Origin of the sequence: Aestuariivivens marinum (assembly GCF_022662175.1) — a bacterium.
GTDB lineage: Bacteria > Bacteroidota > Bacteroidia > Flavobacteriales > Flavobacteriaceae > Aestuariivivens > Aestuariivivens marinum.
Map to the genome: position 1 here is coordinate 1,131,859 of NZ_JAKMCR010000001.1, position 13,402 is coordinate 1,145,260.

A 13,402-nucleotide genomic window follows, 5' to 3' on the forward strand; every position below is an offset into this window, starting at 1 on the left:
AACGAATAAACACATCAACAGATAAACTTGCGGAATGTATTTAATTTTCGATACCGAAACTACTGGATTGCCAAAACGATGGGAAGCGCCCATAACAGATGTAGATAACTGGCCACGATGTGTACAAATAGCCTGGCAGTTGCACGATGAGATGGGTAATTGTATTGACCATCAGGATTATTTAATTCAACCTGAAGGCTTCAATATTCCTTATGATGCAGAAAAAGTACATGGTATTTCAACCGAGTTGGCACAAAAACAGGGTGTGCCTTTGGCTGAGGTCTTGGAGAAGTTTAATGCTATTTTGAGTAGGACGAAGTTTATAGTAGGCCAAAATGTTAAGTTCGACCTTAATATTATGGGAGCTGAGTTTGTGCGAGGCGATGTGGCCAATCCGTTGCAGGAACTTCCTGTTTTAGATACCTGTACCGAGCATACGGCCGAACTGTGTAAAATACCTGGAGGTCGAGGCGGCAAGTTTAAATTACCGACACTTACCGAACTACATGAATATTTATTTAATGAACCATTTGCCGAAGCACATAACGCTACTGCCGATGTGGAAGCCACCACGCGTTGCTTTTTGGAGTTGGTACGTTTAAGGGAGTATACTAAGGAAGAACTGGATGTTGAAGCCGATTATTTTGAAAAATTTACTGAAGCTAACCCAGAAACCATTCAGCTTATTGGCTTAAAGCACATCAACTTAAAACAGGAAAGTGCTAAAATCCGAGAGCGTTTAGATAAGCAGGAAGAACCAGCGATTTCAAAAGAGGAAATTAAGCAGAATGTTTCGGATTTGGCCGAGGTCGATTTTGTTCACCTGCATAACCATTCCCAGTTTTCGGTTTTGCAATCTACCATGAGTGTGGCCGATATCGTTTCGGCGGCGGCCGAACATAACATGCCGGCAGTAGCTCTAACCGATCACGCCAATATGATGGGGGCATTTCATTTTGTGAATGCTGTAAATAGGCAGAACAGTAGTATAAAAGCTAGTATAGAAACAGCTGAAACTAATAGCGAACCTTCAGAAAAAAAATTAATAAAACCTATTGTTGGGTGCGAATTTTTTGTTTGTGAAAATCATTTGGATAAAACTAGAAAGGATAACGGTTATCAAATCGTGTTGTTGGCAAAAAACAAGAATGGCTATCACAATTTGGCGAAACTATCTTCACATGCGTTTGTGGATGGTTTTTATTATGTGCCTCGAGTGGATAAAAAACTGATTCAGCAATATAAAGACGATTTAATTGTGCTTACAGGGAATTTGTATGGAGAGGTTCCCAGTAAAGTGTTAAATGTAGGTGAAAGTCAAGCAGAAGAAGCTCTGTTGTGGTGGAAAGCAGAGTTTGGGGACGATCTCTATGTTGAGCTTATGCGTCACGACCAAGAGGATGAAGATCGGGTTAATCCGACTCTAATTGAATTGGCGAGAAAGCATGATGTTAAGCTGGTAGCCACCAACAATACTTATTATCAAAAGAAGGATGATGCCAATGCACATGATATTTTACTCTGTGTTAAAGACGGAGAAAAACAGGCGACACCTATTGGTCGTGGTCGAGGATACCGCTACGGTCTACCCAATCAAGAGTATTATTTTAAGTCTTCGGAGGAGATGAAGCAACTGTTTCGGGATATTCCCGAAGCCGTTTTTAATATTCAGGAGATTGTCGATAAGGTAGAAGCCTATCAACTGGCCCGCGATGTATTGCTGCCTGCCTTTGATATTCCCGATGAATTTAAGTACGAGGAGGATTTGATGGATGGGGGTAAGCGTGGTGAAAATGCCTACTTAAGACATATAACTTACAAAGGCGCTAAGAAGCGATATGGTGAAGAACTTTCAGAAGAGGTTAGGGAGCGAATTGATTTCGAGCTTCAAGTTATTAAAAACACAGGGTATCCAGGGTACTTTTTAATTGTAGAAGACTTTATTCGTGAAGCACGAAACATGAATGTGTCGGTTGGCCCTGGGCGAGGTTCTGCAGCAGGTTCGGTGGTGGCCTATTGTTTGTGGATTACCAATATAGATCCCTTAAAGTACGATTTGCTTTTTGAGCGTTTCTTGAATCCGGACCGTATTAGTATGCCCGATATCGATATCGATTTTGATGATGAAGGTAGGGGCAGGGTCATGGAATACGTAATTAAGAAGTATGGTGCCAATCAGGTAGCGCAGATTATTACCTATGGGACTATGGCAGCTAAGTCCTCCATACGGGATACGGCACGGGTATTGGATTTGCCTTTGTTTGATGCCGATAGGATTGCCAAGCTTATACCTAACATGTCCAAGCTTAACAAGATTTTTGGGTTGGATGAAAAAGAGTTAAGTAATAAGTTCCGGGCAGAAGATTTAGAGAAGGTCAATCAGCTTTTAAATATATCGGAGGGGGATGATTTAGAAGCTGAAACGGTCAATACAGCACGAACACTTGAAGGATCGGTTCGTAATACGGGCATTCATGCCTGTGGTGTCATTATTACTCCAGATGATATTACCAAATTCGTTCCTGTTGCAACTGCCAAGGATTCTGATTTGTATGTCACCCAGTTTGATAACTCGGTGGTGGAATCGGCTGGACTCTTAAAGATGGATTTCTTGGGGTTAAAGACCTTAACCTTAATAAAGGATACTGTAAAGATTGTTAAGGCTAAACATGGCATTCAGCTAGATCCTGAAAGTTTTCCATTGGACGATGAAAAAACCTATGCACTCTTCCAGCGAGGGGAAACGGTTGGAGTGTTTCAATATGAATCCCCCGGAATGCAAAAACACCTTCGCGATTTAAAGCCCACTGTATTTGAAGACCTTATAGCCATGAATGCACTATATCGTCCTGGGCCTATGGAGTACATCCCTAGTTTTGTGCGCAGAAAACATGGCGACGAAGATATTGAGTACGATTTACCAGCAATGGAAGAGTACCTTAAGGAAACTTATGGTATTACAGTGTATCAAGAGCAGGTGATGTTATTGTCTCAAAAATTAGCTGATTTTACTAAAGGTGAAGCCGATGTACTACGTAAGGCTATGGGGAAAAAGCAAATAGCAGTACTCGATAAGATGAAGCCTAAATTTATAGAACAGGCTAGTGCCAATGGGCACGACGCAAAAATTTTGGAGAAAGTTTGGAAAGACTGGGAAGCTTTTGCAAGTTATGCATTCAATAAATCACATTCTACTTGTTATGCATGGATCGCCTACCAAACGGCTTATTTAAAGGCACACTATCCTGCCGAATATATGGCAGCCGTACTTTCCAACAATATGAACGATATTAAACAGGTGACCTTTTTTATGGAGGAGTGTAAGCGTATGAAATTAAATGTTTTGGGGCCCGATGTTAATGAGTCTTATTATAAGTTTTCGGTAAACCAAGACAATGCGGTGCGTTTTGGAATGGGAGCTATAAAAGGGGTAGGGCACGGTGCTGTTAAAACCATTGTGGAAAACCGGAAAAAGGAAGGTCATTACAAATCTATTTTTGATTTAGCTAAGCGTATTGATCTACGGGCAGCCAATAAAAAAGCTTTTGAAAATTTGGCTTTAGCAGGTGGATTTGATTGTTTTAAAAACACCCATCGTGCTCAATATTTTCATGATGATGGCGATGGTATTACTTTTTTGGAAAAGGCGATAAAGTATGGGGCAAAACACCAGGAGAATGAAAACTCGGCCCAAGTGAGCTTGTTTGGTGATGCCACTGGTGTAGAAATTGCTGAGCCTCAAGTGCCACCTTGTGAAGAATGGGGGACCATGGAGAAGTTAGGTAAAGAACGTGAAGTGGTTGGAATTTATATTTCTGGGCATCCTTTGGATGATTTTAAAACAGAAATGAATACGTTTTGTAATGCCACAGTAGCTTTGTTCAACAATCTTGAACCTTTTGTAAATCGTGAATTGGTTTTTGGAGGGGTCGTTACCGATGTGCAACATCGTGTGAGTAAACAAGGTAAGGGTTGGGCTTTATTTACCGTTGAAGATTACACCGATAGTTATGAGTTTAGAATTTTTGGAGAAGAGTATTTAAAATTTAGACACTTTTTAATGAAGAACAATTTTGTGTTTGTAAAAACCTTTGTACGTGAAGGTTGGGTGAACAAGGATACAGGAAAGAAAAGTGATCCCCGCTTACAGTTCAATAATTTTCAGTTGCTACATGATGTAATGGAGCAATATGCCAAAAAATTGTCCATACAAATAGATATTAATGACTTAAAGGCCGAAAACATTACTGCGTTAAATGAATTGCTTAAAATGCATCCTGGGAATCAGGTTTTAAACTTTTTGGTTTACGATAGCAAGGAGAAAATTAAACTTACTATGCCCAGCAGAAAGCAAAAAGTAAAGGTGTGCCAAGAATTGCTCAATGAACTGGAAGCACAACATGTGCATTTTAAGTTAAATTAAAATTTGGTATTTAGTTCAAATGCCTAATAATAAATATGTGTTTGAAAGAATTGTGGTGTTTTATACAGAAGTTTTAGAATACTGATTTTTGTATTTTAAATGTTTTTATTGCGTATTAAGTAATTACTTTACAAAGGATAGTAGCAACATCCTTTTTGTGAAACAAAGGAGAGGTCAAGTTTTATTACTTTGAGAGTGTAAGTTGTAATTAGGAAAGTTGGGACCCTTTAGTAGAGATCGCTTCATATATAGATATAATGGATAGCTTAGTTTATGCGCCCCAAGAAAATAAAATAATACAATTTAGCTATAAGTAAAACAAATTGTTTCTTTGTAAGCTTTAGTGTTTTTTTTGACTAATTTTGTGACATTGTAAAAATAAATAAGAATAAAAAATAAATATTATGGCATTAGAAATAACAGATGCAACGTTTGAAGAAACGGTTTTGAAGAGTGATAAACCGGTTTTGGTAGATTTTTGGGCTGCTTGGTGTGGGCCTTGTAGAATGGTAGGACCAATTATTGAGCAAATAAGTGACGAATACGATGGTAAAGCTGTTGTTGGTAAGGTAGATGTAGATGCCAATCAAGAATTTGCCGCTAAGTATGGTGTTAGAAATATTCCAACGGTTTTAGTGTTCCAAAATGGTGAAGTGGTAGGACGTCAAGTTGGTGTTGCGCCTAAGAATGCCTATACAGATGCAATAGATTCTCTATTGTAAATTATAAAGAAAAAGAAAATTGAAAAGGTTTGTCGTAATGGCAAACCTTTTTTTATTTTAGTTGATAATAAAAATTATATAAGCATGAGTAAAAAATCGAAAGTACAGGATATTATAGATAGTAAATTGATTGAGGACCGTAAAGTGTTTTTGTGGGGACAGGTTGATGATGATTCTGCCAAGCACGTTATAGATAGGTTAATGTATTTGGATGCCATTGAAACTAAAGATATTCAATTGTACATTAATAGTCCGGGAGGCTATGTAACCTCTGGATTTGCGATTTACGATTGTATAAGGTCATTAAAAAGCGATGTTTCTACCATTTGTACTGGGTTGGCCGCATCAATGGGTTCTATTTTGTTATCGGTTGGCACTAAAGGCAAGCGGTTTATTCAGCCCCATGCTCGAGTAATGATCCACCAGCCTAGCGGAGGTGCACGAGGACAGGCTAGCGATATAGAGATAACGGCGCAGGAAATTTTGAAGACCAAAGAATTAAGTGCAAAAATCTTAGCCGAAAACTGTGGGCAGGATTTTGATAAAGTAATGAAGGACTTTAACCGTGATCATTGGATGGGAGCCGAAGAATCGGTTGCCTATGGTATTGTTGATGGCGTTGTCTAATAATTTTAATAGTAATTGGTGAATCTTCAAAACGAACTCAATAAAGCTGAAGGATTTAAAAACCTAGAATTACTTGCAAAGCAAGTGGTAGAGGGGTTTATTGCTGGGATGCATAAAAGTCCGTTTCATGGCTTTTCTGCAGAATTTGCCGAGCATAAAATTTATAATCGCGGCGAGAGTACCCGCCATATCGATTGGAAATTATTTGCCAAAACCGATAAGTTGTATACCAAACGATATGATGATGAAACGAATTTACGTTGCCATATTATTTTGGATAATAGTAGCTCCATGCACTACCCTAAAATAAATTCGTTTTCCATTGGGCATTTAAACAAAATAGGTTTTTCGGTGTTGGCTGCGGCTTCGTTAATGCAAATTTTAAAGAAACAACGCGATGCGGTGGGCCTAAGTATTTATAGTGATAATTACGATTACTATGCTCCGGAAAAAGGCAGCGAGCGCCACCACCAAATGTTATTGAATCATTTAAGTCAGGCTGTTATAGCTAAACCATTAAACAAAAAAACCGAAACCTATAAGTATTTGCATGAGGTCGCTGAGAAAATCCATAGGCGTTCCATGATTTTTTTGTTTACCGATATGTTTCAAACTATCGAAGATGATACTAAATTATTTGAAGCACTTAGGCATTTAAAATATAATAAACATGAAGTGATTTTGTTTCATGTGTATGACAAAGCGAAGGAATTACAGTTTGATTTTGATAATAACCCCAAGCGTTTTATTGATTTAGAAACGGGGGAATATATTAATCTGTATGCTGATGCCATTAAGGAAAGTTACAGTCAATCGGTAGCAGCGTATTTTGAAGCTTTACGTTTAAAATGCGCACAGTATAAAATAAAATATGTGGAAGCAGATATTAATAAGGATTTTAATACTATCCTTACAACCTACTTGATAGAACGCCAAAAATTTTCTTGATTAAATTAATGGGTAAAAAATTTAAAAAAAGATTTGACTTATAAAAAAAGGCGTGTATATTTGCATCCGCAATAATGCAACGGTCTGGTAGTTCAGTTGGTTAGAATATCTGCCTGTCACGCAGGGGGTCGCGGGTTCGAGTCCCGTCCAGACCGCAAGATTTTAAAAGAGGCTCTAAAAATTTAGAGCTTTTTTTGTTTGAAGATGTTGTGTTGTTCCCAGTAAAATGGGACGGTTTAAGTAGTTAAACCAATGGAAAGCTTTCCTTTTTTCTTAATTGAAAATTGGGATGCTTTTTTGTTTTTAGTCAGCATTTAGTCAGCAATTTTTAAAATTAGTGTGATGTCAAAAATTTTCTTCACGCTTGCCAAGAAAATCTTTGTTTAGGTATATATAAAGTTTTTTGTTTATTTCTACAAGCCTTTATACTCCAAGAGGGGAACAGAATAAAACCTTAACTTCAATTAGTTAAGGTTTTTTTATTTAATTCGATTTTATATTATCCAGCGGTTTATCCATTATGATAATGCCCTAATTTTTAATCAAAGAAATTACGATAGAGGTTATTTCTTAAATTGCCTTTTTTTATTATACCATAATTGTCACTTTCAAAATCAAAATTTCTACTTTGAGCATTATAGCTTTTCACAAAGTCATTGAACTCATTTTGCACATTTTTTTCTTTAGCAATTTCTGTCATAATTTTTATAATACTATTACGATTAAATGAATTGTTAAAATTAAACGAGAAAAAGTTGTTCAGGTAAGTTTTGTCTAATATATCATGAATATTCTTTTTAGAAAGTTGATTATTATTTATTAACTCAATTAGATTTATCATCAAATTATAGGATCTTCGGATGTCGCTAATAGTATGATAAGAATTAAGTAATTCTATTAAATGTTTTTTATATGGCCAATTTAATAAAAGATTGTTGGCGAGTCTTTTAAATAATCTAACGTCACTTTCGATTTTCTCTTTTTCGCTCTTATATTTTAATTTTTTTTTAAAACTTGCGTTGTCAAAGTCAATAAGAATTGCATTAAACGCGAATTGAGAACTAAAATTTACAGGGTAAATTAAAACATTTCCCTCATGTAAGTCCCCATGACCATACCCATTTGAATGACAGAGTTCGAGAATATTGAGTAAAGAATCAAGATATGAGGTAGCTATATCTTCTGAAATAAGTATATTATTTTCATTTTTTTGTTGGTTACAAAACTCAAAAAAATCCTTTAGAGATTTGCCAGGCATTAATCTCGAAATAACAACCTTATAGGTTCTAAATATATACCTCAGATTTTCGATGGTAAAAATTGGGGCAATTTGTGGGTTAATTATTTTGGATTGAATTTCCCAAGAGCGATTGGATCCAATAGGAGTATTTGAGGATAAGAAAAATTTAATTGCAACATCAATGCTTCTATCAATATCTTTAGCTTTGTAGACTACTCCATAAGCTCCTTCTCCTATTGGATCTCCAGAGAAACTATACTTATTCTTATATTTCTTTTTAAAAAATTTTATTCTTCGCTCAACCTTCGTCATATAATATTTTCTGATAATATTCCTCATTTTTTGGTAAATCAATCAGTAATTTTATTGTTTGCCAATTATCAATATTACTATTTGCTATTTGTTAACTCATCAATAGAATTAACACCTAACTTAGCCAAACAGGCATCTTGATGATTTGGAATATTTATCATATCAAATTCACTTTGTTTACCATCTAATTGAATAATAGCGTCATTGCCTATTACAGTATGATCTCTTAATTTATATATCGAGCATTCACCAGCTACATATAAACCCAGTTTTTCAGTTGCACTTGGGGTTAAAGCTACATTAAATCCTTTTCCACTTGTTCTAACACTTGGATATAACACACCATCAAGACCATTTTTCACACAATTTTCAGTGAAAATTGCTGAAATCATATAGTCATAATCATTTTGAATATTCTCTTTTGAAAATTCATCTGCTAAAAAATTTTGAAATTTTAACGATTTTTCAATTAAATGATTTGGGTATTTTTTTAAAAAGTCTTTAAAATGATCTACCAATTCTCTTGTGAAATTACTTTCCTTGTAATAGGCATTCTTATGTGCAATCGCCATTAAATTAATGTCTTCGTGAACGATCCATCTACCAAAAGAAATTTTTTGGTATCCGCTCATTGTTTTATCACGTAACATTGGGATTGTTTCAGTGACTCCTATTATACGCATGTTATCAAGTTCTCCTTCTTCTAATTTATCAGGAAGAGTAGTCGCATAGAACATTGTTTGATAGGGAGTACTGGCTCTTTGGAATGTTGAGTTATATTTTTGAGGTTTATATGAAAAATCTGCTTTTTTATTGAAGCGTTCACTACCATTGTTTGGCCTGGCTCTCATTAAAGCTTTCCCTTTATGATAGGTGACAATAATTGATCCAATATGACCTACTTCATTGAATAAATCTTTAATCTCTTTTGTTGGATAAGTAGATAAATCTAATGATTTTAATTCTGAAATAATTTTGTCAATTTCCAATTATAAATTTGAATTAAGGTTTATTCTTTTCAATTATTGAAATGAATTTTTTAAGGATTAATTACTATAAATAGCTTCTATCTCTCTTCTTAAATAATCCTTCCAATTTCCTGTAATTTCAATATATATTACTCCATTATAATCAGATGGAATTTCAACACCAGCCTCATAAAGAATAATTACTTTATTTCTTCCTAACTTACCAATAAAATATCCAGTTTCAAAAATAACATTCTGTCTTGCTCTATAATTATATTCATCAGATTTTTTACTCTTCCCCACGTCATCGGCAGTCCATAGGGCAACAGCAAAATCAACATCAGAGTATTTTTCAAATTTTTCTATAACAGTTTTACCTTCATTAGCTTCTTCATGAAGAATAATAGTTTCTAAATCACAAGTTTTCTCAATATATCTGCTAACTTCTAATTTAATTTGATCATTATGACCATGAACAATAAATCCTTTATGATTATTAACTTTATCTTCTTTTTCTATTAGCCTTTGATCATTTTCATTTGGTATAAGATCTATCCTTTCCAAAAAATTTTCAAGGAATTCAATTAAATTATTAATTCTTGTTTTCCCGTCTTTTAATCTATATACAAAACTATTTACGTTAGCTTTTTTTTTGAATACATCCATTAGGCCAACAACATTATTTACAGAACTATACTTATACGCTTCTTGATTTTTGACATCGTTAAAAACTCTCTTAAAGTACTCTAAATTATAAACATCCCATTTACGAAATTCCTTCAATAAGGAATTTAATTGATCAGAATTATTTACCTCTCTTTTGGAGAGTTCCTTCCCAATTTCTATTCGATCAATTAAATCGGATTTTATTTGATCATAAGGTTTAACTAAATAATATTCGGAAGATTCACTTTTAGGGGTTGTTTTTTTCTTTGACATATTAATTAAATTTAGGAATTAAGCTGTTTCTTTATAAACACTCTTCCCACCACCATAGTAATTAGAATAGATATGTTGATATACACTAATAGATTTTATACTCACCTCTTCATCAGTATAGGAATCTTCTGGCAGCCATAGTAAATTATCATAAATAATACTTTTTACTTGGGCTTTTATCTGTCTGCTTTCTCTCCAACGTTCAATTTTTAATTTTTCGGTTTTGAGTTTATCTAAGGTGTCTTTAGCAACTTTTTTTACAGATTTCAATGATTTTTGGTCGAGCTCTTTGCCTTCGATAAGTAAATCAAATATGGCAAGGGTCTCTTGATCTTCTAAATTTTCCCTTACTGCCCTTTGTTCTTCATGGGTTAGACCTTGTACAAATTTATTCAGCTTATTAAAAGCTCTGACTGTGTCTTCTAAACTTTTCCCTTGGTTGTATTCTTCTATGATTTCCTTATAACGTTCGTAAAACTCTAAGCGTAATGGATTTTCTTTGAGCATTTGCTCTAACTTCTTTTCAATAGCCTGTTGCAAATTATAAGTAATGGTATTCTTCCTTGGAGCCTTGGCAAAGGCTGCTTTTAATTTATCGAAATCTAAGGAGCTTAAATCTACATAAACCTCATCACTATCTTCAACTCTATCTTTCAAAATAATACTATCACTAACAACAGACTGTAATTGCATGATGATTTCAGTAACATCGGCTGATTTTACATTTTGGTTTAAAAGATTGTAAATTGCCTCTATGGCATTATATTTTTTTACATAGGGTTTTACCTGTTCTTCGGGATATAAGGCTTTATACTTTCTAAAAACATTACGAGCCATGATCTCGAATGTTGTTCTTGTCGATTCATTCAAACAAACACAATCTGCGGCTGCTTTTAATAGCCCAATTTTTTCCATTGGCTTTGCACCTATTAAACTTGACAATTCAAATCCTAATGATTTTAAGTTATCAACTACTTCTTTTATTGCCCCTCTTAATTCTGATTCCAGTTCAATTAATAATTCGGCAGGTTTACCACCATTCTTTTTACCACTCTCACCCTTGCTTCCCTCTCCATATATCGAATAGGCTTGTTCTAATTGTTTGTAAACGTTTCCATAATCTACTATTAGACCATTTTCTTTTTCATCATCATAAACTCTATTAGCACGGGCAATGGTTTGCATTAATGTATGGCCTTTAATAGGCTTATCTAAATATACCGTTGACACACAGGGTGCATCGAAACCTGTAATCCACATAGCACAAACAATGGCTAAACGAAATGGATTTTCTTCATCCTTAAATTCCTTTTCTAAATTGCGTTCAACTAATTTTCGCCTATGTATTTCAATATCTAATCCCAATTTTCGGAATTTATCCACTTCGTTTTGTTCACCACTTACAACAACACATACTTCTGTTTCTGCAACACGTTTATATTTCCTATGTAGTTCTTGTTCTTCTTGTTCATCTGAAGCATTATTTATTCTTTGTTGCAGATCCAATAAATACTCCGGCCAATACTTCATCACCAATTCATACATTCTTACGGCAGTGGGTTTGTCAAGAGCTACATACATCGCTTTACCCTGATAACCACGTTCATTGAAATGCCAAACCAAATCTTTTGCTATGGCATCTAAACGAGGTTCAGCAGTAAGGATTGGATAGTTTTTTGAGAATAGATATGCTAATTTCTTTTTTTGGTCATCCTCTAAATCTTCATTTTCAAAAATCTCCGCCATTCTTTCGTCAAGCTCAGGATTTTCAATGTCGAGTTTATCACCTTTATTTATATATCGCAGGGGTAGAGTAGCTTCATCTTCTATTGCCCTTTTGAAATCATAAATAGACACATATTCACCAAAGATGTTTTTGGTTAACTCTTCTTCATCTTTAATGATAGGTGTTCCTGTAAAGCCTAAATAAGACGCATTCGGCAGTCCATAAAAGCGCATGTTTCGTGCATAGGTTCCACCTTGTGTTCTATGAGCTTCATCTGAAATTACTATAATATTTGATCTATCAGTAATTAGTGGGTATTCAGATTCGATTTTAGGGTCTATTGAAAATTTATGGATCAATGTAAAAACATAACGGTGATTTTCAGCGAGTAATTCCCTTAAATGTTCCCTGCCAGTTAAGCCTTTCTTCTTTCCAGCGATAATATTCTTATCGCTTACGACTCCCACACCAGAAAATGTATCGTAAATCTGATTTTCCAATTCAGTACGATCCACGGCAATTACAAAAGTATAAGCTCCACCTAACTTACGGTGAATCTTTTCACATAGGAAGACCATGGAATAGGATTTACCACTACCTTGTGTGTGCCAAAATACTCCTAACTTTCCTTTTAAATCTTCAATATTTTTTACATTTTCAATGACCTTGTTAACACCAATATATTGATGGTTCTTTGCCATAAGCTTAACAGAATCACCTCTTGATTCATCAAAAAGCAAGAAGTTTTCAAAAATATCCATTAATCGATGTTTGGCACAGGTACCACGAAGCATTGTATCTAAGCTTACTACACCTTCCTCATCTTCCTCAATACGTTTCCAATCTAAAAAGAATTTATATGGACTTGTCACAGTACCTACTTTGGCATCAGTTCCATTACTCAAAATAATAAACCCGTTGGTATGGAATATTTGGGGAATGGTGTCCTTATAGTCTTTTAAATTATCATTGTAGGCATTACGTAAATCGGTATGATGTGCTTTTAATTCCATAAACACTAAAGGAATACCGTTTACAAATCCAACAACATCAGGTCGGCGTTGGTATAGTTCACCAACTACTTCTAATTGTCGCACAGCCAAAAACTCATTATCCAAGTAATCACTAAAGTTGAATATCTTTAGTTTCTTCTTTACCAATTCACCTTTAACGTTAGTAAAACTTACCGGAACTCCATTTTTTAAAAACCCATACTTTTCTTTATTTATGCGTCCTAAAGTTTTATCTGCTATCTTTTGTTCTAAAATCTCAATAGCTTGCAAATAGGCAGAATCAGGTAAGCCAGGATTGTATTTGTTTAAAGCTCTTAACAGATAACGAGTTAGAATGACTTCAGATTTATTGTCTCGGCCTAATAATCCATTATCACCAAATGTTTCGTTATGCCATGCAGTAATAACAGTCCACCCCAATTCTTCCAACACATCTTGGGTTGCTTGTTCTACTAGACCATCTTCTGAATATTCGTAACTCATA

8 protein-coding genes and 1 tRNA gene are annotated in these 13,402 nt (G+C 34.8%); 5 read left to right on the top strand and 4 right to left on the bottom strand.

The genetic code is table 11. The features are described 5' to 3' along the window. The first annotated feature begins 34 nt into the window (after nucleotides 1–34). From dnaE to MR053_RS04920, 5 genes are all read left to right on the top strand, one after another. Nucleotides 35–4,423: a DNA polymerase III subunit alpha gene (gene dnaE / locus MR053_RS04900; RefSeq protein WP_242131325.1), complete on the top strand. Its 4,389-nt coding sequence runs from the start codon at nucleotides 35–37 to the stop codon at nucleotides 4,421–4,423. A 404-nt stretch (nucleotides 4,424–4,827) separates the two neighbouring features. After that, nucleotides 4,828–5,145: a thioredoxin gene (gene trxA, locus MR053_RS04905; protein ID WP_167917628.1), complete on the top strand. Its 318-nt coding sequence runs from the start codon at nucleotides 4,828–4,830 to the stop codon at nucleotides 5,143–5,145. An 84-nt stretch (nucleotides 5,146–5,229) separates the two neighbouring features. Beyond that, the gene (locus tag MR053_RS04910; RefSeq protein WP_242131326.1) at nucleotides 5,230–5,772 is read left to right on the top strand and encodes a ClpP family protease; all 543 of its coding nucleotides are present in this window, start codon (nucleotides 5,230–5,232) and stop codon (nucleotides 5,770–5,772) included. Nucleotides 5,773–5,790: 18 nt separating this feature from the next. Continuing rightward, nucleotides 5,791–6,720 carry a DUF58 domain-containing protein gene (locus MR053_RS04915; protein ID WP_242131327.1) on the top strand — a complete coding sequence of 310 codons (930 nt, stop codon included), beginning with the start codon at nucleotides 5,791–5,793 and terminating at the stop codon, nucleotides 6,718–6,720. Nucleotides 6,721–6,801: 81 nt separating this feature from the next. Next, nucleotides 6,802–6,875: transfer RNA gene (locus MR053_RS04920), tRNA-Asp, on the top strand. Nucleotides 6,876–7,258: 383 nt separating this feature from the next. On the opposite strand, the gene MR053_RS04925 is transcribed toward MR053_RS04920, so the two are convergent. From MR053_RS04925 to MR053_RS04940, 4 genes are all read right to left on the bottom strand, one after another. Then, nucleotides 7,259–8,272 (bottom strand): protein kinase domain-containing protein, encoded by a 1,014-nt coding sequence (locus MR053_RS04925; RefSeq protein WP_242131328.1) that lies wholly within the window; start codon nucleotides 8,270–8,272, stop codon nucleotides 7,259–7,261. Between the two features lie 77 nt (nucleotides 8,273–8,349). Beyond that, the gene (locus tag MR053_RS04930) at nucleotides 8,350–9,261 is read right to left on the bottom strand and encodes a hypothetical protein (protein WP_242131329.1); all 912 of its coding nucleotides are present in this window, start codon (nucleotides 9,259–9,261) and stop codon (nucleotides 8,350–8,352) included. Between the two features lie 57 nt (nucleotides 9,262–9,318). Next, nucleotides 9,319–10,179: a TIR domain-containing protein gene (locus MR053_RS04935; protein WP_242131330.1), complete on the bottom strand. Its 861-nt coding sequence runs from the start codon at nucleotides 10,177–10,179 to the stop codon at nucleotides 9,319–9,321. An 18-nt stretch (nucleotides 10,180–10,197) separates the two neighbouring features. Continuing rightward, on the bottom strand, nucleotides 10,198–13,401 hold the full coding sequence (locus MR053_RS04940; RefSeq protein WP_242131331.1) for a type I restriction endonuclease subunit R: 3,204 nt from the start codon (nucleotides 13,399–13,401) through the stop codon (nucleotides 10,198–10,200). Nucleotide 13,402 lies beyond the last annotated feature (1 nt).